The organism is Devosia aurantiaca (genome assembly GCF_011058215.1).
Taxonomy (GTDB): domain Bacteria; phylum Pseudomonadota; class Alphaproteobacteria; order Rhizobiales; family Devosiaceae; genus Devosia; species Devosia aurantiaca.
Genome location: NZ_JAALFG010000001.1, coordinates 819,397 through 840,320, shown reverse-complemented (window position 1 = coordinate 840,320; position 20,924 = coordinate 819,397). Strand labels below are relative to the sequence as shown.

At 62.0% G+C, this 20,924-nt stretch carries 16 protein-coding genes and 4 pseudogenes; 14 read left to right on the top strand and 6 right to left on the bottom strand.

Translation table 11 applies throughout. The features are described from left to right. Nucleotides 1–2 precede the first annotated feature (2 nt). Nucleotides 3–1,160: an ABC transporter substrate-binding protein gene (locus G5575_RS04375; protein ID WP_164533247.1), complete on the top strand. Its 1,158-nt coding sequence runs from the start codon at nt 3–5 to the stop codon at nt 1,158–1,160. Between the two features lie 73 nt (nt 1,161–1,233). On the opposite strand, the gene G5575_RS04370 is transcribed toward G5575_RS04375, so the two are convergent. The 3 genes and pseudogenes from G5575_RS04370 to G5575_RS19240 form a co-directional block, all read right to left on the bottom strand. Next, nucleotides 1,234–3,021 carry a hydantoinase B/oxoprolinase family protein gene (locus G5575_RS04370; protein WP_164533246.1) on the bottom strand — a complete coding sequence of 596 codons (1,788 nt, stop codon included), beginning with the start codon at nt 3,019–3,021 and terminating at the stop codon, nt 1,234–1,236. Beyond that, the gene (locus G5575_RS21465; protein WP_328765831.1) at nt 3,018–3,581 is read right to left on the bottom strand and encodes a hydantoinase/oxoprolinase family protein; all 564 of its coding nucleotides are present in this window, start codon (nt 3,579–3,581) and stop codon (nt 3,018–3,020) included. The genes G5575_RS04370 and G5575_RS21465 overlap by 4 nt, the downstream gene beginning before the upstream one ends. A gap of 95 nt (nt 3,582–3,676) precedes the next feature. Then, a pseudogene (locus G5575_RS19240) lies at nt 3,677–5,094 on the bottom strand (hydantoinase/oxoprolinase family protein); the annotation flags it as partial. A 330-nt stretch (nt 5,095–5,424) separates the two neighbouring features. On the opposite strand from G5575_RS19240, the gene G5575_RS04360 reads away from it, so the two are divergent. The 12 genes and pseudogenes from G5575_RS04360 to G5575_RS04310 all read left to right on the top strand — a co-directional run bounded on the left by G5575_RS04360 (nt 5,425) and on the right by G5575_RS04310 (nt 17,146). Next, nucleotides 5,425–5,955, top strand: a complete 531-nt coding sequence (locus tag G5575_RS04360) for a type 1 periplasmic-binding domain-containing protein (RefSeq protein ID WP_164533245.1) — start codon at nt 5,425–5,427, stop codon at nt 5,953–5,955. Beyond that, nucleotides 5,948–6,523, top strand: coding sequence for a sugar ABC transporter substrate-binding protein (locus G5575_RS04355; RefSeq protein ID WP_164533244.1), 576 nt, complete (start codon nt 5,948–5,950; stop codon nt 6,521–6,523). The genes G5575_RS04360 and G5575_RS04355 overlap by 8 nt, the downstream gene beginning before the upstream one ends. 95 nt (nt 6,524–6,618) lie before the next feature. Next, a complete protein-coding gene (locus tag G5575_RS19235; protein ID WP_207632987.1) occupies nt 6,619–7,575 on the top strand; it encodes an ATP-binding cassette domain-containing protein in 957 nt (318 codons plus the stop codon). 234 nt (nt 7,576–7,809) lie between these two features. Further along, nucleotides 7,810–8,106 (top strand): hypothetical protein, encoded by a 297-nt coding sequence (locus tag G5575_RS19230; protein ID WP_207632986.1) that lies wholly within the window; start codon nt 7,810–7,812, stop codon nt 8,104–8,106. Further along, on the top strand, nt 8,103–9,095 hold the full coding sequence (locus G5575_RS04345; RefSeq protein WP_164533243.1) for an ABC transporter permease: 993 nt from the start codon (nt 8,103–8,105) through the stop codon (nt 9,093–9,095). The genes G5575_RS19230 and G5575_RS04345 overlap by 4 nt, the downstream gene beginning before the upstream one ends. Beyond that, nucleotides 9,092–10,327, top strand: coding sequence for a hydantoinase/carbamoylase family amidase (locus tag G5575_RS04340; protein WP_328765830.1), 1,236 nt, complete (start codon nt 9,092–9,094; stop codon nt 10,325–10,327). The genes G5575_RS04345 and G5575_RS04340 overlap by 4 nt, the downstream gene beginning before the upstream one ends. Nucleotides 10,328–10,480: 153 nt before the next feature. Continuing rightward, a complete protein-coding gene (locus G5575_RS04335) occupies nt 10,481–11,350 on the top strand; it encodes an NmrA family NAD(P)-binding protein (protein WP_164533242.1) in 870 nt (289 codons plus the stop codon). 270 nt (nt 11,351–11,620) lie between these two features. After that, nucleotides 11,621–12,457: a MurR/RpiR family transcriptional regulator gene (locus tag G5575_RS04330; RefSeq protein ID WP_164533241.1), complete on the top strand. Its 837-nt coding sequence runs from the start codon at nt 11,621–11,623 to the stop codon at nt 12,455–12,457. Between the two features lie 123 nt (nt 12,458–12,580). Next, on the top strand, nt 12,581–13,705 hold the full coding sequence (locus G5575_RS04325; protein ID WP_164533240.1) for an ABC transporter substrate-binding protein: 1,125 nt from the start codon (nt 12,581–12,583) through the stop codon (nt 13,703–13,705). A gap of 51 nt (nt 13,706–13,756) precedes the next feature. Continuing rightward, nucleotides 13,757–15,503 (top strand): annotated as a pseudogene (locus G5575_RS21460) (ABC transporter permease). Between the two features lie 9 nt (nt 15,504–15,512). After that, on the top strand, nt 15,513–16,547 hold the full coding sequence (locus G5575_RS04315; protein WP_164533239.1) for an ABC transporter ATP-binding protein: 1,035 nt from the start codon (nt 15,513–15,515) through the stop codon (nt 16,545–16,547). Further along, on the top strand, nt 16,544–17,146 hold the full coding sequence (locus tag G5575_RS04310; protein ID WP_164533238.1) for a histidine phosphatase family protein: 603 nt from the start codon (nt 16,544–16,546) through the stop codon (nt 17,144–17,146). The genes G5575_RS04315 and G5575_RS04310 overlap by 4 nt, the downstream gene beginning before the upstream one ends. Before the next feature lie 218 nt (nt 17,147–17,364). On the opposite strand, the gene G5575_RS04305 is transcribed toward G5575_RS04310, so the two are convergent. Then, complete coding sequence (locus G5575_RS04305) at nt 17,365–17,922, bottom strand: TetR/AcrR family transcriptional regulator (protein WP_164533237.1); 558 nt, start codon at nt 17,920–17,922, stop codon at nt 17,365–17,367. Nucleotides 17,923–18,001: 79 nt separating this feature from the next. On the opposite strand from G5575_RS04305, the pseudogene G5575_RS22095 reads away from it, so the two are divergent. Beyond that, nucleotides 18,002–19,140 (top strand): annotated as a pseudogene (locus G5575_RS22095) (FAD-dependent oxidoreductase). A gap of 248 nt (nt 19,141–19,388) precedes the next feature. On the opposite strand, the gene G5575_RS04295 reads toward G5575_RS22095, so the two are convergent. Together G5575_RS04295 and G5575_RS04290 are read right to left on the bottom strand one after the other, a co-directional pair. After that, nucleotides 19,389–20,069, bottom strand: coding sequence for a TMEM175 family protein (locus tag G5575_RS04295; protein WP_164533236.1), 681 nt, complete (start codon nt 20,067–20,069; stop codon nt 19,389–19,391). Between the two features lie 30 nt (nt 20,070–20,099). Further along, nucleotides 20,100–20,900, bottom strand: a pseudogene (locus G5575_RS04290) (aldo/keto reductase). Nucleotides 20,901–20,924 lie beyond the last annotated feature (24 nt).

Here is a 20,924-nt window from a genome sequence, read left to right as displayed (position 1 = left end):
ACGTGTCCCAGCCTCTCAAGCTTCGCGTCATTGCCCGCAGCGAAGTCGTACCCCGCGCCGTCATGGAACAGGCAGCACACGATCTTCCGTTCGAGATCGAGTTCGAGTTGATCGATAGCGTCGCTGGCCTGCAGCGCGTCGTTACCAGCCCTCACACCTTCGATGTCTACCATCAGTGGCACACCGCCGATCTGATCTGGACTGCCCGCGCCATCCAGGCCATCGATCTGAGCCGCATCGAAAATGGCCAACTCCTGAAGCAACAGGCCCTTGCTCGCCGTGCAGATTCGCGCGCCTTTGGCTCGGTGTTCAACCAGCTGTTCGTGCAGCCCTCCGGCGCCCTGGGCCCCGTGCCCACCGAGCAAATCGTGATGCTGCCGCTTCAGCACGGCGTCGACACATTCGCCTTCCTGCCCTCCGCACTCAAGGAGTGGCCCGCCGGCACACCGCACAGCTGGGGCTGGATGCTGGACAGGCGCCTCCATGGCCGCGTCGCTATAATGAGCGAGCCGGTGCTCGGCATGATCGAAGCCGCACTTGCCGTGGAAGCCTCCGAAGGCATGACCTTTGCCGATGTCGGCAATCTCTCGATCGAGGAGATCGACATCGTCGCCGACATCCTCCTGCGCAAGAAGAAATTGGGTCACTTCAAGACCATCTGGAGCAATCACCACGAAGCAGCGCGCTCCATGCAGCGCGGAACGGTGCTCCAGTCGATGTTCTCCCCCGCCATCGCAACACTGCGCAGCCAGGGCCTGCCGGTCGTGCTTGCCGTGCCCCAAGAAGGCTACCGCGGCTGGCACGTCGATCTCTGCATCTCCTTCGCCGCGCAGGGCGAACAGCTGGAAGCCGCGTACGCTTATCTCAACTGGTGGATGAACGGCAAAGGCGGCGCCATCACCACAAGGCAAGGCTATTATTTCGTCTCGCCCGAACTGGTGCGCCCTCATCTCAGCACTGCCGAATGGGACTATTGGTACGCTGGGAAGCCCGCTGCCGAAATCCTCAACAGCCCTGCCGGCGAACCCAGCGTTGCCGTTGGCGAGATCCGCGAAGGTGGCTCCTACCTTGAGCGTATGTCCCGCGTCCGTGTGTGGAACGTCTTTATGGACGAGCACACTTATCTGGTGCGCCGCTGGCGCGAGTTCCTCGAAGCCTGAAAAAGCGGCGACAGCCGGCTGGAAGCCAACGGTCGCCGCCAGTGATCGCCTGTGGATAGAGGGGGTCAGTGCCTCAGGCGGAACGTAACTGGGCCGTGCGTGCCGCATCGACCTGACCAGCGGAAATCGCCACGCCGTAGTCTTTTTCCGCAGCCTCAGAGGACACCAAACCTTCAAGCACATCGAACAGCACAGATGCTGGATCGCGCTCGCGTGGATTGCCATAGCCACCGCCGCTCGGCCCGCGCGAAACCAGATGATCGCCAGCCTTGATCTTGTGATACGGCACCTTGGACACGAGATCTGTCTCCCCGCCCGCCTTGTGCAGCAATTTCAGCGACGCCGTATGGCCGTCCTCGCCGCCGTCATATCCCCAGGGCCGGTATTTGTGCCCGTCCCCTTCCACCGAAAATGCACCATCGGCGAGAAAGGTGAATTCGCGCACCGTACCGATGCCGCCACGATTGCGCCCTGCCGCCGTCGCGTCATTGCGCAGCTCGTAGCGGTCCACGCGGATCGGCAAGTGCGACTCAATATCCTCGATCGGATTGTTGCGGGTGTTGGCGAACAGGGTATCCACCGCATCCATTCCGTCCGAGCCATAGCGACCGCCATAGCTGCCTTCGAGAATTTCCATATGCACCCACTGCTTGCCCTCTTCCATGCCGGAAAAGGCCACGACCCGCAGGTTTCCGATACCCGCCGAAACCTGCTGCGGCACTGCCTGTGACAACGCTTTCATCACCGTGTCGGCCAAGGCATTGCCGGGGCAGAAACGGGCGATAACCGGCGCCGGGAAGATCGGGTTGGCAAGCGTGCCGCGCGGCGCGACAATGGTAATTGGCCGTATCAGTCCCTCGTTTTGCGGAATGCTGCCATAGGTCACGCTATCAAGAAGGATCGAGCGCAGCGTCAGCCAGATTGAAATATCGACCGTACCCACCAGTGGCATGTTGATCGGACGATCCGGGATCTGCGGCGCCGTCCCGGTCAGATCGACGGTAATGCTATCACCCGCAACCTTGAGCGTCACCGCGATCGGCAGGTCCTTACGCGCCGCATCCGCATCGTCGAGGAAGCCGTCGATAAAGGTCCTGGCCGCGTATTCGCCATCCGGCAGCGCCGCGATGGCGTCGCGCATCAGCCGTTCGGAGTAATCGAGCAGATCCTCAAAGGCGTCCATCACTGTCTTAAGGCTGTACTGGTTGACCAGCGCCAGGAACCGCTCCGCGCCGATCTGGGCCGTCTGCACCTGCGCTTCCATGTCGCCCACGACCAGCGCCGAGGCGCGGATATTGTCACGCAGGATCGACCATACCGCCTCGTTGCGCCTGCCGGCATCGACCACTTTGATGGCCTTGAATTGCAGGCCCTCGGCATAGGCGTCGACCGCATCGACGATGCCGGTACTCCCCGGCGTCGACGCGCCGATATCGAGGTGGTGCGCCGTGGTAACGGAAAACCCGATCAGCTCCTCGCCCAGAAATACCGGTACCGCGAAGCCCACGTCAGGGCCATGGCTGGCGCCACCATAGGGGTCGTTGTGCATGATGACATCGCCGGGCCGCAGCGTTTCGCCGCGCGTTTCCATCTGCTTCAAAATCCCGCGCACATAGCCCGGAATTGGACCCGATTGCAGCGGCGTCGACATCTTGCATTCGCACATCTGCCTTCCGGTGGCATCGGTCAGCGCCGTACCGAAATCCTCGCTTTCGCGGATGATCGAGGAATAGCTCATGCGCATGAGTTTGTGGCCCATTTCGATGGCAATATTTTCGAGCGCGCCTTGGATTACGGCGCCGGTAACGGGATCGACGCGGGTCGGTGCTGCAGCAGCAGTTGCGGTCAGGTTCTGGCTCATGCGACCTCTCCCAAGGTGATGATGATGCTTCCCGATGCGTCGACCACGGCGCTGGTGGCTGGCGGCATGACGGTGGTGGAGTCCTTTTGAAGAATGATGGCAGGTCCGACAAAAGCTTCGCCAACCGGCAGCGCCGTGCGGCGATACACCGGTGTCTCGAAGGTCTTGAGCTCGCCCCCGACCCGGAAAACGCTAGGTCCGGTACGCACCAGCGCCTCGGCCAGCGTCCCGCCCTTCGGCGCCTGCAGCTTGTCGATCTTGGGCATGCGGCCGATGCCGCTCACCCGCAGATTGACGATTTCGATCGGGCTAGCCTTGAATGCATGACCATACTCGGCGGCATGCGCCCGGTGGAACGCCTCGAACGTCTCCTGCATCCCCGCCTCGGTGACCTCGCCCTCGGGAAAGACGATGTTGAGCTCGTAGCCCTGCCCCACATAACGCAGGTCGCCGATCCGCTGGAACGACACGTCCTCGTCCGCGATCTTGTCGGCCGCAAACTGGGCGGAAAGCTCCGTTTCCATTGCTGCGATGTCGCTGTTGAGACGCCCGAGGTCCACCCCCCCGACACCTGGAACTGTGTTCGGGTCAGGTCGTATTTGAGATCGGTGGTCAAAAGCCCCATGGCCGATGTGATGCCAGGGAATGGCGGCACGATCACCGTCGGAATGTCGAGCATGCGGGCCACTTCCACTCCGTGCAACGGCCCGGCCCCACCAAACGCCACCAGCGCAAAGCTGCGCGGATCGATGCCCTTCTGCACCGTGCGAGAGCGGATGGCATTGGCCATATTGGCATTGATGATAGTTAAAATACCTTCGGCCGTCTCGTTGACCGGCATGCCCAACCGCTCGGCCAACCCGCGCACCACCGTGTCCGACGCTTGTTTGTCGAGCGTCATGCCACCGCCCAAAAGTCCTGCGCCGCCAGACGGCCAAGCACCAGATTGGCGTCCGTCACGGTCGGCTCGGTGCCGCCTCGCCCATAGGCCGCGGGCCCCGGCACAGCGCCAGCCGATTGCGGACCGACGCGGAAGGCGCCACCGCGGTCGATATGGGCGATCGATCCGCCACCTGCGCCGATGGTGTGGATATCGATCATCGGCGTCAGCAGCGGAAAACCGGCGATCGAGGTCGAACGCGCATCGGTTTCGGCAAAAACGCCATCGACGATGATGCCGATATCCGCGCTGGTGCCGCCAATGTCGAAAGTGATGAGACGGTTGAAATTGGTGAGGTCGCCGATCCACTTGCCGCCTAGAACGCCAGCGGCAAGGCCGCTCAAAAGCGTCAGCGTCGGCTTTTCAACCACCATCTTCGTGGTCGCGACGCCGCCATTAGAGGCCATTATGCGCAGGTCTCCCTGGACACCGATCTCGCGCAAGGCATTATCGAGATTGTCGATATAGCGATCGACCTTGGGCCCGATAAATGCCGCCAAAGCTGCGGTCGTAAAGCGCTCGAACTCGCGAAATTGCGGCGCGATGAACGAGGACGTGGTGACGAAAGCGTCGGGCATCACCTCCTGCACGATCGCCTTGGCCTCAAGCTCATGCGCCGGGTTGAGGTATGAAAAGAGGAAGCAGATCGCCACGGATTCAACGCCTTCGGCCCGCAGCTCTTCTGCAGCCCGACGCACCCCGTCGCGATCCAGCGGCTCGTGCTCTGCCCCGGTTGGCGGCACCAGGCGCCCACCGACAGTCTTGCGGAACTGACGGCGCACCAGCGGACGATGCTGCCAGGGCAGTTCCTGGATGATCGAATAATGCTCGACGCGCTGGTGACGGCCGATATGGATAATATCGCGGAAGCCTTCATTGGTGATGAGGCCGGCCTTGGCGCCTTTGTTCTCAAGCACCGAATTGGTCGCAGTCGTCGTGCCGTGAAACACATAATCGATGCTGGACGGGGCGACATTGTTGGCCGCACAGAGCTCGGTAATGCCCGTCATCACCCCGCGCGAGGGGTCGTCGGGCGTCGTAGACACCTTGTGGATGGCGATATCGCCACTGGTCATGTCGCAATAGACCAGGTCGGTAAATGTGCCGCCGACATCGACGCCGATGGTTTTCATCAAAGCTCTCCGCAACCCAATTTTGCCCAAGCGTTACGGTACTATGGATTCATAGTCCATATTTATGATGTGAGATTTTTAGAAGTTAGGCTTGCCGATTTTGCCAGAGTTACCCGTACACCATCGTCCAGTTCATGCTGCTTGGAAATGCGTCTAAGTCTGCCGCTATTATAAGCTCTGTGGACACAACCTGGGCAAGGTGGCGGATTAGGCGAACATTCCGTCGCGAACCTGGAAAAACACAGTTGACGCGCCGCAGGAAAGACGCTGTGAATTGTGGAATATGTATACCAGTGGCGGAAGCTTCTGGTTTGGAAGGGAACGAGGACAATGGGAAAAATTACAAAGCTCGCGGGTGCCACATTGGCACTGGGCCTGATGACGGCAGGCGCCGCTCACGCACAGGACGCCCTTGCGGCGGCACAGGCAGATCTCGAGAAATATACCGGTATTCCAACATTTACCGCGCCGGGCGAGTCATTCGACGCCAAGGCCTGTATGGCCGACAAGCGCATCCTTTCGGTGCCCGCATCAAGCGCTGTTCCCTTTGTCGCCACTATCGCCAACGCCATGTCGGCCATCGCGAAGGATGTCGGCTTTGAGTTCCAGATCTGGGAAAACCAGGGTCAGCCGACCCAGTGGGTGCAGGGCATCGAATACGGTGTCACCAACAAGTTCGACCTGATCGACCTTCTGGCGGGCGCCGATCCGCGCGTCCTCACCACCCAGATCAAGAGTGCCCGTGACGCTGGCGCCATCGTCACTGCATCTCACCTCACCGGCTTCGAGCAGGATGTTCCGGGCGGCCTCACCGCCTCGATCCCGATCGACTACAAGCAGGCTGGCAAGCTTTTTGGCTGAATGGGCCATCACCAAGACCGAGGGTAAGGCCAACGCTCTGGTACTGGTTACCAATGAAGTGCTTTCCACCGACTCCATGATGGCCGGCATCGAAGAAGTCTTTGCCGAACATCCCGAAAGCAAGTTCACCACCGTCAACGTCTCCATTCCTGACTGGGCCACCAAAATCCAGTCCAATGTGCAGTCCGCGATCATCGCCGATCCCACCATCAACTACATCCTGCCCATCTATGACGGCATGAACCAGTTCGTGGTCCCCGCCCTTACCATCACCGGCGCGTCCGATCGCGTGAAGATCGCCACCTTTAACGGCACCCCGTTCGTGCTCGATATGATCCAGAACGGTCAGGTCGAAATGGATGTCGGCGAAAACCTCGACTGGATTGCCTACGGTATGCTCGACGCGCAGATGCGCCTGGTATGCGACCTTGCACCAGTGACCGATCCAAAGATCCCCCTCTTGGTCTTTGATGCCGAAAACGCTGCCACGGCCGGCACCCCGGCTGAAACCTCCAAGGGTTACGGCGATGCCTATGTTGCCGGCTACAAGGAGCTGTGGCAGCTTTGACGCTTCCCTCCCCCACACCGAGCGGGTCGCCTCACGGCGGCCCGGACAGCGCTGTACGTGTTGAAGGCCTATCCAAACACTTCGGAACCACGCGCGTGCTGTCCGACGTCACCTTGGATGTCGCGCGCGGAGAGGTGCATGGCCTGCTTGGTCAAAACGGTTCGGGCAAGTCTACGCTGATCAAGATCCTTGCCGGCTTCCACGCGCCCGACACGGGCGCCCGCCTCTTCGTCGGTGGCCAACCGGTGACCCTGCCGCTGCCAGCCGGCGAATTCCGCAAGCTCGGCATTGCCTTCGTGCACCAGCACCTCGGCCTTATTCCCTCCATGACGGTGCTCGAAAACCTGCTCGTTGGTGAACACGCGACCGAGTCGCGCTGGCGCATCGATTGGCGCGGTCAGGCCCGGCGTGCGAAAGGCTTGTTCGCGCGCTTTGGCCTGTCCCTTGATCCCGCCGCGCCCGTCGAACAGCTGAGTTCGGTGGAACGCGCTCTTCTTGCCATCCTGCGCGCCTTCGATCAGCTCGAACAGGCACAGGGCACACTGACCAATCTGCTGATCCTCGACGAGCCTACCCCCTTCCTGCCAGCCAAGGATGTCGGTCGGCTGTTTGATCTCGTCCGCGCCATCGTCGCGCAGGGCGCAAGCGTCATCTTCGTCTCCCATGATATCGACGAAGTCAGCGAAATCACCGATCGCGTCACCGTGCTGCGCGATGGTCAAGTGGCCGGTTCGCTTGATACCCGCTCCGCAGCAAAATCTCAGATCATCGAACTGATTGTCGGCCGTTCCGTGGATCTCGCGGCGATGCGCCCGCCGGCTCGCACGTTTGGTGATGAAGTCGCCATCATCACCGGCCTGCGCGGCGGTGCTGTCAAAGACTTTTCCCTGCGCGTCCGTGCTGGTGAAGTCGTTGGCCTCACCGGCCTCATTGGCTCGGGCTATGACGATGTGGTCAGCCTCTGCTTTGGGGCCGAACAGGCTCAGGCCGGCTTTCTCACCCTTTCCGGCACCGAGCGCGATCTGAGTCAGGCCACCCCCACCAGTCTGTAAAAGACGGCATTGTCTTCATCCCGGGCGATAGGCTCGCAGCCGGCGTCGTGCCGACTCTCAGCGTCGCCGACAACGCAACGCTCCCCATTCTCTCACAATTCGGCGGCGGCCGGCTGATGTCGCGCCGCGCCATGCGCGATCATGCGGCAAAGCTCAACACAGCCTTCGACGTCCGTCCCGCCGACCCCACAGCATTGATGAGCGCGCCTCTCCGGCGGCAACCAGCAAAAGGTGGTGCTCGCCAAGTGGTTTCAGCTCGATCCCAAACTGGTGCTGCTCGAAGAGCCGACGCAAGGTGTCGATATCGGCGCGCGTGAGCAGGTCTTCGGCGAAATCCGCCGCATGGCCGACCAGGGCGCCGCGATTATCTGCGCCAGCTCCGATCATGAGCAGCTGGCCGCCATCTGCAACCGCGTCGTCGTCCTCGGCCGTGGCCGGCAGGTCGCCGAACTCGAGGGCGCTGCCATTTCCAAATCGGCCATCGCCGAAAGCTGTTACATAACCGAAAAAGCCGGAGCCACGCTGTCATGACCCAAATCTCAGCGCCTCCCGCTGCCGGCCAGAAAAAGCAATGGGTCGAATGGGGCGAGCGCTATGGCCTTGTCATCGCCTGGCTCGTCGTCATCGTCTTCTTCAGCATCCTGCGGCCAACGACATTCTTCAGCTGGGCCAATTTTTCGACCATCTTTGGCTCCCAGGCCGTCCTGGTCGTCCTGACACTCGGTCTCATCGTCCCGCTCACTGCCGGCGACTATGACCTTTCCATTGCCGGCAACTTGACGCTGAGCGCCATGGTCATCGCCGTCCTCAACGTCTATTTCGGCTGGCCCATCGCCGCAGCCGCGCTCGCCGCGGTGGCTACCGGTATCGTCATTGGCGCGGTGAACGCGGCGATCGTCCTCTATTTCCGCATCAATTCGTTGATCGTGACCCTTGGCATGGGCACCTTCCTCCACGGCATCACGCTTTGGATTTCTAATTCCAACACCATCAGCGGCATCGACTTCGCCATCACCAATGCGGTGATCGTCACCCGCCTCTTCGGCATCCCCCTCGCCTTCTACTACGCCTTGGTGATTGCCGCGATCATCTGGTACGTCTTCACCTTCACGGCCGCGGGGCAGCGCCTGCTGTTTGTTGGCCGTGGCCGCGAAGTTGCGCGCCTATCCGGCATCCGCGTCGATCAAGTGCGGGCTGCGACCTTTCTGGTGTCGGGTGGGCTTGGCGGCGTCGCCGGCGTCCTCGCCGTCGGCTCGCTCGGCGCCGCCGACCCCAATTCCGGCCTGACCTACCTGCTCCCCGCCTTCGCCGCGGCCTTCCTCGGCGCCACCAGCATCACGCCCGGCCGCTTCAACCCGGTCGGCTCGGTGATAGCCGTCTATTTCCTCGTCACCGGCATTACCGGCCTCTCGATCCTCGGCATCAGCACCTTTGTGCAGGACCTCTTCTACGGCGGCGCGCTGGTGATCGCCGTCTGTCTCTCCCAACTCGTGCGCGGCCGCCAGGAGCAGCAATCGTGACCTCCATTACCATCGACCTGGCTCTCGTTGAATCCATGATCATGGAAATGGGTGCCATCGGCGCCCATAGCGGCACCGGCGTCTGGCGCACCGTCTATTCGCCGGAATGGGTTGAGGCCAACGACCTTTATGCCCGATGGCTGGAAGACGCAGGACTCACGGTCAGCCGCGACGCGGTGGGCAATGTCTGGGGCAAGCTCGAAGGCACCGCAGGCGGTGCCTCCATCGTCTCCGGCTCCCACATCGATACGCAATGCCCCGGCGGCCGTTATGACGGCACTTTGGGCGCCCTAAGCGCCCTCATCGCTCTGCGGGTATTGAAAGCCCAGTTCGGCCAACCTAAGCGCACGCTCGAAGCCGTTTCGCTCTGCGAAGAAGAAGGCAGCCGTTTCCCTACCGCCAACTTTTGGGGCTCACGCGCTATCACCGGCGCCATCCAGCAGGGCGACGCCGACAACACCCTCGGCTTTGACGGCACCTCCATCGCCCAAGCCATGCGCGACGTCGGCCTAGACCCCAGCATTGTTGCCTCTGCCCAACGCCACGACATCGAAAGCTTCGTCGAACTGCATATTGAGCAGGGCCCGATCCTAGAGCACGCCGACCTGCCGGTCGCGGTTGTCAGCGCCATTACCGGCCTGCGCCACTACCGCGTCAAACTGACCGGCGAGCAGAACCATGCCGGCGCTTTCCCAATGGATCTGCGCCGCGATCCGATGGCCGGCTTTCTCGAAATCGGCAGCGGCGTCATCAACACCGCCCACCGTCTCGGCCGTCCCGCCGTCACCACCATTGGCCGCGCAGAAGTCTTCCCCAATGGCGCGGCCGTCGTGCCACGCGAAGTCCACTTCACCATTGACGTCCGTCATCCCGATCCAAAACAGGGCGAAGAGCTTTATAAGCTCCATGAAAAGCTGATGCGCGAAGTCGCCTCTCGCCGTGGCCTCGAGATCGAATGGGAAATCGGCATCGACAAGGTCCCCTGCCTCAGCGACCCCAGTCTCGTCGCAACCTTCCGCGACGCCGCCGCCGATCAGGGTGTGCCAACCCTCACGATGGCCAGCGGGGCTGGGCATGACACCCAGCAGATGGCCAAGATTGCGAAGACGGTAATGATCTTCGTGCGCTCGGAAAAAGGCCGCAGCCACACGCCTGAAGAATTCTCGACTGTCGACGACATTGTCGCTGGTATCAAAGTACTCGCGGCTGGCCTTCACAAGCTTGCTTACTGATCCTTCAAGGACCGCCTCTATCTTTGGCCTTACACCAACAAGGCTGCACTGCCTTGAAAGCAGACGCTGAAATGGGCAGTTGTTCGGCAACGGCGAGAATGTTCTGAGCTGTCGGGCAACGCATTTCTTCAGGCAATCGGTGGGGTTGTTATCGTGATCAATGGAAGCGGGCAGATCATCGCCCTGGCCGGTGCTACAGGGGATCTAGGGCGCCGGATAGCCAATGCACTTACTGCACGGGGTGCGACAGTGCGCGCCTTGCTGCGCACCGGTACTCCCGAAGGCAAACTAGCGGCGGTACGTCGAAGCGGAGCTACGCCCGTTGTGGTAGACTTCGACAACTCCACCGCTCTTCAAGAAGCCTGCACTGGCGCCGCCTGCGTCGTTTCGGTGCTCAACGGCCTAGAACCGGTCATTATTGGCGTACAGACACAGTTGTTGCAAGCAGCGGTTTCGGCCGGTGTGCCGCGCTTCATGCCGTCAGATTTTTCGCTAGATTTCACCAAGACGCGTCCCGGCGACAATCGCAACATGGACCTGCGCCGCGCCTTTCAGGGCAGGATCGACGCCGCTCCCATAAAGGCTCAATCGGTTCTCAACGGCATGTTTACCGATCTCATCACCGGACAAGCGCCGATCATCATGCACAAGCAGCGTCGCGTGCTCTACTGGGGAGATGTTGACCAAAAGCTGGACCTAACAACAAAGGACGACGTAGCTGACTTTGCCGCTGATGTAGCGCTTGACGCCCAGGCACCGAGGTTCTCACGCATCGCCGGCAGCGCGGTCAGCACACGCGAGCTCGCGGCGATCATGACGCGGCTTACAGGTACGCCTTACAAGCCGTTCCGACCGGGTGGTCTTACCATGTTCAGCGCAGTGATTGCGCTGGTGCGCACCCTGACGCCTCGGAGTGACGATGCCTTCCCAGCCTGGCAGGGCATGCAATATATGCGCGATATGCTCAGCGGTCGCGGCAAGCTCTCTCCGCTCGATAACAATCGCTATGGCAAGACCGATTGAATTTCAGTTGAGGACATCCTCGCTAGCGCCATTTCTAAGCGCTAATTGCGATCCAGCAATATCCGACCTGATCATGTGCCGGGAGCTATGAAAGGCTTCCGGCACAAAGCGTCCGAGGGGCGTCCATCGCAGACGATCGACGATTTTCCAGATCGCCCCGAAAGCAGGCGCAGCACGAAGCGTGCTTTAGATGTTGCAGAAAAACTTGCATTGACTATTTACCTTGCAATATATCTTGCATGATGTAAGCTGTGGACATTGGAGGAACCCATGTCCGTTCTAGAACGCGTCAAGGAGGCAGCGGAAACGCTGACGCCCGCAGAGCAGCAGCTGATCAAGCAGGTGATTGCCAGCCCGCGCGATATTGCGCTGGGTACGGCAAGTGGCCTAGCACAGCGCATTGGCGTGCATGAGGCGACGGCCTCCCGGCTGGCCAAGAAGCTCGGCTATGCGAACTATGCCGAATTCCGTGCCGCGATCCAGGAAGAATTTATCGTTCGCACTGATCCGGCCACCCGTGTCCGCAACACATTGCAGCAGACCAGCGAAGCCGGGCTGATCACCGATCTGGTGAGCCGGGAGATTGAGGCGCTGGCTGGGCTGCAGCGCTATGTCGACGACGCAAAATTGCATGCCGCCGCCCAGGCCCTACTCAAGGCGCGTCGCATCTATGTCTTTGCCCGCGGCAATGCCGAAGCGCTTGCCGTGCTGATTGATCGGCGCCTGCGCCGCATGGGCCGCGACACCATCATGCTGGCCGGCGAGGGCCGCGACCTCGCCGAACAGGTGCTGGGCATGGACGGCGATGACGCCATCGTCGCCTTCGCCTTCCGCCGCCAGCCCACCCACTATGCCGCGCTGCTCAACCACGCCCGCGCCAAACAGGCGACTTCGGTGGTTATCTCGGGCAGCGTGGGTCCATCTCTGGTACCGGCGGCCGAGCACCTGCTCTTCGCCCCGCGCACCGGTTCGCAGGATGCGTTCCAGACGCTCACCGTTCCCATGGCCATCTGCAATGCGCTGGTGCTGGCCATGGCCACGCAAGATCCCGACGCTTCTCTGCAATATCTTGAAACCTTGGGACAGCTCATCGACGCTTTCAACTGACAGGCGTGCAGGGGAGAAAATACGCACGCCTTGTTTCTGCAAGTTCACATGCATGTCGCATCCATCGTGCAAACGCATGTGCATCCATAAGGCGCATGAGGCGCCGTTCCTGAGGAGGATTTGATGGACAAAAAGACTTTGCTGCTCTCTACGGCCCTTGTGGCCATGGCTTTTCCGGCCCTGGCGCAGGACCAGGACCTCAATGCGCTGACCGCCGAGGAACTGCTGCCGCTGGCGCAGGCCGAAGGCACCGTGACGGTCTACGCCTTCACCAGCCGCATCGCCGCTGTCGAGACGGCCTTCGAGGCGGCCTATCCGGGCATCGACATGGTCAGCCACGACATGTCCTCGACCGAGCAGATCACCCGTATCAAGGCCGAAGCCAGCGCCGGCATCGCCAGTGCCGACGTCGTCTACATCTCCGACGCCCCGGTGGTCTTCGACGAGCTGCTCGGCCCCGGCCTTATTACCCACTATGTACCGCCGCGCGTCGCCGACCTGCTCGACCAGAACGAGAAGGAACCGCTTCTCGCCCAGCGCCTGTCGACAAAAGTGCTGATGTATAACGAGGAAGCCAATCCCGATGGTGCCCCGGTCAGCAATTTCTGGGAGCTCACCACACCCGATTGGACCGGCCGCGTCATCATGGTCGATCCGCTGCAGCGTGGCGACTATCTCGATCTGATGACCGAAATCGTGCTGCGCTCGGACGAAATGGCCAGCGCCTACGATGCCCAGTTCGGCGAGCCGATCGCACTCGACGACGGCATCGAGAACGCCGGCCAGCAGTTCATCGTCGACCTTTTCGAAAACGACCTGATCCTCGTCTCCTCGACCGACGACGTGAACGCCGCTGTCGGCGCGCTCGGTCAGGACAACCCGCCGGTCGGTTTCACCTCCTATTCGGATCGTCGCGACAACGAAGATGAGGGCTGGGCCTTGCAGGTTGCCAATGACGTGACCCCGTCCAACGGCATCATCTTCCCGGCCGTGCTCGCCGTGTCATCCACTGCGACCCACCCAGCTGCCGCGCGCCTCGTCATCGACTTTCTGATGGGCGACGACAGTGAAACCGGTGGTGAAGGCTTCGCGCCGTTCTACGTAGCGGGTGATTATGCCACCCGCAGCGACATAGTCAGCCACCCCGATGCCGTACCGCTCGATGAATTCGCCGCCTGGTCGATAGACCCGGCCGCGACCGCCGAAATCCGCCAGGATGTCGGCGACCTCGTGCTCTCGCTGCAATAACCTTCTCCCACGGCTCCCGGCCTTGCGCCGGGAGCTTAGAGGAATTTCATCATGTCCCTTGCTTCAGCCCGCCCCCTGGTGCGGCCCTTCCGGCTCGATGGCCGGTTGGCGCTAAAACTCTTCGTGCTGGCCATTCTCGGCTTCCTCATCGCCGCGCCGTTGCTGCGCATCCTGTTCGAAACGCTCGCCCCCGATGCCATCGTGGCTTGGAGTGACGTCACCTCCGGCCGCCTGTCGAAGAACCTGCTCTGGTTGCCACTCGGCAACACGCTGATCCTCGGCGTCGGCGTTGCCTGCGGTTGCGTGCTGATCGGCGGGTTCCTCGCCTGGCTCGTGGTCATGACCGACGTGCCGTTCCGGCGCACCATCGGGCTGATGGCGACGTTGCCATTCATGATCCCGAGTTTTGCGACCGCGCTGGCCTGGGGCTCTCTGTTCCGCAATTCCCGTGTCGGCGGCCAGACCGGTTTCCTTGAAGGCCTGGGTCTTGCCGTGCCCGATTGGCTGGCCTGGGGCATGGCGCCGACGCTGATCGTGCTCATCGCCCACTATAATTCGCTGGCCTTCACCGTAATTGCCGCGGCCCTCGCCACCGTCAATTCCGACCTTGTCGAGGCCGCACAAATGGCCGGCGCAAAGCCCGGGCGCATCCTTATGGGCATCGTGCTCCCGGTCGCCCTGCCGGCGGTGATCGCCGGGGCTTCACTGACGTTTGCCGGGGCCGTGTCCAACTTTGCTGCTCCCGCTTTGCTTGGCCTGCCGGTGCGCATGCAGACAATGGCGACACGCCTCTATGGCCTCATCGAAGTCGGCCAGACCGCCCGCGGCTATGTCATCGCCATTCTCCTGATCGTTGTATCGGCACTGTTCCTATGGTTGGGCAACAAGGTCATTTCCGGCCGCCGTTCCTACGCCACCATCACCGGCAAGTTCGGCCGCGCCAAGCGGTTCGACCTTGGCGCCGCCCGCCTGCCGCTCTTTGCTGCGGCTGCCGTGATCTGTCTTCTGACGACGGTCGTTCCGGTCGCGATCCTCATCGCCTCCTCGCTGGCCCCGTCGTCCTCGGCGCTCTTTTTCCAACTGGACGCTGCACTACTGGACCGGCGCCTCCGATCCCTCCATCGCCCAGGGCCAGGCCGGCATCTTCTCCAACCCGTTCATCGTCTCGGCCACAGGCCTCACGATGGGCCTTGGCGTCGCCGTGGCGATCACCACGACCATTATCGGCCTCATCGTCGCCTTCGTTCTGGCGCGCGACGGCAAAGGACCGCTGGCCGGGATTATAAACCAAGTCAGCTTCCTGCCGCTGCTGGTGCCTGGCATCGCCTTCGGCGCTGCCTATATAGCGCTCTTCGGCTCACCCATCGGTCCGTTCCCGGCGCTTTACGGAACCTTCGCGCTACTGCTCATTGCCGGCACGGCTTATCTTCTGCCATTCTCTGTGCAGACAGGCCGCGCCGTCATCCAGCAGGTCTCCGGCGATCTCGATGAAAGCGCTCGGATGACCGGCGCCGGTTTCCTCCGCCGCCTAACCGCCATCACCGTGCCGCTGGCGAGCCGCGGCCTCGCCGCCGGCGGGCTGATCGTGTTCGTGAAGATCATGCGCGACCTTTCGCTGGTGGTGCTCCTCTTTACCCCGACCATGCCCGTGCTGTCGGTCCTCGCCTACCGCTATGCCTCCGAGGGCTTCACCCAGTTCGCCAATGCCATCACCGTCGTGATCCTCGTGATCTCGATTGCTGCGACCCTGCTTGCCAACCAGTTGCAGGCCAAGTCCCAGCCCTGGCTCAAAACGTAAGTACCCGCCATGATCAGCATCCGAAATCTCGTCAAATCCTTCGGCGCGGCCAACGCCGTCGACGACATCTCCTTCGCCGTGCCGGAGGGCGCCTTTCTCGTGCTGGTCGGCCCCTCGGGCTGCGGCAAGTCCACCATGCTGCGCATGCTGGCCGGGCTCGAGCAGCCCAGCGGCGGAAAGGTACAATTCGGCGACAAGGTCGTCTCTGACGGCGCGAAAGGCTGGACGATCGATCCAGCCCAACGCGATACTGGTCTGGTCTTTCAGTCCTATGCCCTCTGGCCGCACATGACCGTCGCCGGCAACGTCGATTGGCCGTTAAAGGTCGCTGGCCTCAGTAAGCCCGACCGGCAGGCTCGCGTCAGCGAGGTGTTGAAGATGCTCGGCATCGAAGCCCTCGGTGCCCGTTATCCGAACGAGATCTCTGGCGGCCAGCAGCAGCGCGTCGCCATCGCCCGCATGATCGCGCCGCGTCCCTCGATCCTGTTGTTCGACGAGCCGCTCTCCAATCTCGATGCCAAGTTGCGCGTCGAGATGCGCACCGAGCTTCTCCGCGTCCACCGCGCCACGGGCGCAACTTCGGTTTACGTAACCCACGACCAGGTGGAAGCTATGACCATGGCTACCCATGTGGCTGTGCTTAACCACGGGAAGGTCGAACAGTTCGGCACGCCCGAGGCACTGGTGCAGAACCCGGCCACCGGCTTTGTCGCCACGTTTGTCGGGACGCCGCCGGCTAATCTCGTGCCGGTATCGGCCCTACCGCCGACACTGGCCTTCGACCTGCCGCCCGGCGCCTCGGCCATGTACCGGCCTGAAGACCTGTCTGTCACCGGGATACCTGTCGAAAACAGCCTCGCCTTCGATTTTGCCGAAGCCAGCCCGGTCGCCGGCCGCACCATGCTGACAGGCACGCAGGGCGCGCTCCGCATCACCGCCGTCGTCGACGCCGCGCCGCGTTTCACCGTGGGCGATAAGGCGCATTTCGTGCTGCCACAAAGGCCCGCCGCTCTGTTCGGTGCCAACGGGGAGCGCCTGTCATGAAGCGTCTGCTCCTGGTTCGTCACGGCGAGTCCGAATGGAACGCGGTGCGCCGCCTGCAGGGCCAGGCCGATATCGGTCTCTCCGAAAAAGGCAAGGCCCAGGCTCGCGCGCTCGCTGCCACGGTCGAACAGCTCGCCCCCGATCGGGTCATCACCTCCGACCTGCGACGCGCTCGTCAAACCGCCGAGCTTCTGGGTTTCCCCGAAGCGACACATGAGCCCGGGCTGCGCGAGGTCGATGTCGGTGACTGGACCGGGCTCGAAATCGCCCACATCATCGCCGACGAGCCCGAAGCCTATCGGGGCTGGCGCGCCGGCACTTTTGCGCCGCCAGGCGGCGAGATCTGGGCAGATTTTGCCGTCCGCACCGCGGCGGCAACCCGCGCTGCCACCGCTAAAGCCGATCGGCTGCTGGTCGTATGCCACGGCGGCGTCATTCGCGCCCTGCTGCAGACCCTGCTGGGGCTCGAGCCGCGGCGCATCATTCCGGTCGGCCCGGGCAGCCTCACCATCCTCGCCAACAAGCCGAACGAAAAGGACATGCGTCTTGAAGTGTTCAATTTCGCGCCGGGAGGTCCAGTGCTTGATGCTCCAGATTAGGATCGGCATTCGGCCTGCAATCCCGTTCTGCTCAGCGCCCCATTCCGGCCATTCAACCTGTCCTTCCGGTTTGCTGAAAGCCGAAATCGAATGCCCGTTCATCGGATCGCTGGATTGACGTGAAGAGCTGCCGGTTTCTTTGTTATAGGGTTAAAGTGCTCTGTAACTTTACCAGGGTCGCGAAGGTGCAGCCCTAGAATGTGTATCACCCAGAGAGATTAAGCTGCGAGCGGCGCGAACAGGTAGCGCTGGATTGTTTCTCCGATCATGCGATGCGTTGACGCCCGCGTCAGCTCGTTCGATTTCAAGCTCAGCACATAGCGGCAATAGGCCAGCCCCAGCACCTGCGTTGCCACAAGGCTGGCCCGTTGCGCCGCTTCCCCATCGCCCGCCAGCATGGCCACCAGCGGCCGTACCTGGCTGTCAAATATGTCGGCAACGCGCGCCGCTGCCGCCGGATGGGTCGCTGCCGTCCGCACCAGCACGCGCAGCAGGTCGTCTGCTGGCTCGCCTTCCCAGCGGCGAAAGAAGTGCTCCACTAGGCGCGCCCCGATCTGCTCCTGCGGCACTGCGCTGAGATCGGGCAGTTGCAGGTCGATCGCCACCGCTCGCGCAAAAAGGTCTTCCTTGCCACCGAAATAGCGGCTGATCAGGGCGACATTAACCCCCGCATCATCGGCGATCTCGCGGACCGTGGTCAGCTCGAAACCCTGGTCGGCAAAGCGGCGGCGCGCCGCCAGCAACAACCGCTCTTGAGTCGCTATCGCGTCCCGCATCATAGCCTCCATGTAAACCCCTGTTGACTTATGAGCCGCGGTAAATGTAATCAAGCGTTTACATGCGGAGGGTGAAGCCATGACCGAGCAAACGGATGTATTGATTGTCGGCGCCGGTCCCGCAGGCCTTGCCACGGCTCTAGGCCTTGCCCAGGCAGGGGTGGCATTTCGCATCGTCGATGCCTTGCCAGCAGCGCAGAACACCTCCCGCGCCGCCGTTATCCATGCGGCAACCCTCCAAACGCTTGGCCGCCTTGGCGTCGCCGACAGCCTGATCGCGCAGGGCATAAAGGCACCTGATTTCCGTGTCCGCGACGGCGATCGGGTGGTGCTGGAAGTCAACTTTTCCGTCCTCGGTGGCGGAAGTCCCTTTGCCCTGATGATCCCCCAGGACGAAACTGAAGCCATCCTCGCCGCGCGGTTGCAGGAGATGGGCCACGACATCCTAAGGCCCGCCCGTCTCACGCAGCTGGATCAGCGCGCTGACGGCGTACTAGCCACTCTCGACCAGCTAGGCGAGCAACACAGCCTTCTGGCACGCTTCGTCGTTGGTGCCGACGGCGAAAAAGCTTTGTCCGTGCCCAAGCGGGCATTACCTTTCCGGGCTCCACCTACGGCTCCTTCATGCTGGCTGACGTCCACATGGATTGGCCCATCGGCCAGCACGAGATAGGTCTTTTCTTTGCCGCCCAAGGCACCCTGGTCGTCGCCCCGATGAGCCGCCAGCGGTACCGGGTGGTCGCCCAACTGGCCGATGCGCCATCCACTCCCACCGTTGCCGACGTCCAGCGCGTCATCGACCAGCGTGGCCCCACCAGTGGCGCCCGCGTGAATAAGGTGCTGTGGGGGTCGCGCTTCCAGGTCCACCACAAGCTGGCCGACCGCTTCCACGCCGGACCCTTTCTCTTGGTCGGCGACGCCGCCCACGTGCACAGCCCGGCCGGTGGTCAGGGCATGAACCTGGGCCTGCGCGACGCCGAAGCCTTGGCCACAGCGCTGGCAGCTTGCCTCAACGGCAACAAGGACGCGCTGGACGCCTACGCTATGGAACGGCGCGCCGTTGCCAAACAGGTGCTGGAGCGAACCGACCGGCTTACTCGTATCGCTACGCTTCGCTCGCCCGCGCTGCATTGGCTCCGTGACACCATTCTTTCCACAGTCGGCCACGCTCCCGCTGTCCGTAAGCGCATCGCCATGATGCTAGCCGGCTTTAGCTAAGCGTTTGTTCGTCGGCAACGCGCCCAGTCCAGCCGCTCAGACCGCATTTTGCATTGCCCGAGAGCTGCCGGTCAGCTTAGGTCGCCGCTACGTCAAAAACGGGGTGGAAAGCGGATCGTCGGCTTTCCCTGCTGAGCTCGTCGAAAAGCGGACCATACAATTAGCTCGGGCTAAATTGAGGCAGCTCGTGCGTGCCCGTTGACTGCACAAAGGCGCCGATCGGAGCAAACATTCTGTAGCTACTCTTCTTAGGTCGTAGCTGCATTTGGCTCCCGCCCTGGTCTGTAGCGAGGTTTGGGCTGCGGCAGGAGGAACCATGCCCCGCACAGGAGACAGAGAGCAACGCCGACGCGTGGCGCTACGGCAGTCACTGGAATGGAAGCAATTTGGATCAGCGTTGCAAAGCCATAGCGACGCATCATCTGCTTGAGGAAACCTGGGTCCAGCCGTTGGTCCATAACCCGTCGTCCGCCGGACATTCCATAGAACCACTTGATCATCCAGGTACACGCGGTCAGGGCCAGGCCGCTAACGAGGATCACCGAGGCACTGGACTCAAATTCGGTGCCGATGTGAAAACACCAAATGCGGATCGGATACGGCACAACGACGATTGCCAGCAGGAACAGGAGATTGGCCGCGCTCAAGCCGTGATCACTTTTGGCAAAGATTCTGCCGGAGTAGTGGTGCTGCAGCCAGTAGGCGCCGATAACGCCGTAACAAACAAAGAGAGCGAGATGCTCGCGCCATTGCTCTGCTATCGCATCAGTTAAGCTTGCAAAACTTGCAGGCCCCTCTGGTGACCCTGGAACCTTGATCTCGACGATCAGCAAGGTCAACGCAATTGCAAAGACTGCATCGCTAAACCCTTCAAAGCGGCCAAGCCCGCGTTCTGCGCCAAGGGTTTTTCCGCTAGAGTGCTCAGCCATTTCATTGTCCTCCGATTGCTGGTCATTGGCCTAAAGCATCGGCAGCTGACGCGGCGTGGGACCAATTGGGAAAGCGGCGTCAATCCGATCGAGTTCTGCGCCTGTTAGTTGCAGGGCACATGCACCAGCATTGTCGGCAGCGTGTTCAGGGCTGGACGCCTTTGGGATTGCAAAAGGGGCTCGCGTCGCGTGAGGAACCGTAGCGCTACCTGGCGCGCGGTGGCGCCATGGTTTTCGGCGATCTCCGTCAGGACGCGACCACCCAGCGTGTGCGGGCCTGGGAAGCGGCCATGGCCGAGAGGGCTATAGGCGACGACTGCGACGTCTCGCTCTTCGCACCAAGGCAGCACGGCGTGCTCTATGGCCCGCTCGCCCAGATGGTAGAGAACCTGGTTACAGGCAATCTTCCCATCGCCGCCGGCATTCCATGCGTCCTCGAGATCAGGCACATCAAAATTGCTTACGCCCAGGAAAGGATCTTGCCCGCCTCGCGCAGCCGCTCGAAGCTCTCAAAGGTCTCTTCAAGGGGTAAGACCCGCGCCAGTGGAGAAGATAGCAATCGAGCCTGTCGGTCCCGAGTCGCTTGAGCGAACGCTCGCAGGCAATAACCGTCCCCTCTCGCGATGCATTGCTGGGCAAAACCTTCGACACGAGGAAAACCTCGTCACGCCGTCCCCTGATCGCTTCTCCCACCACGATCTCGGCATCGCCATACATCTCAGCAGTGTCGATATGGCTCATGCCAAGATCGAGGCCGCGGCGGAGCGCGGCAACCGCGGAGGGCCGATGGGCGTCATCGATATACCAGGTCCCCTGCCCGATGACTGACACCCCGCGCGGTGCAGCTCCGAAAGG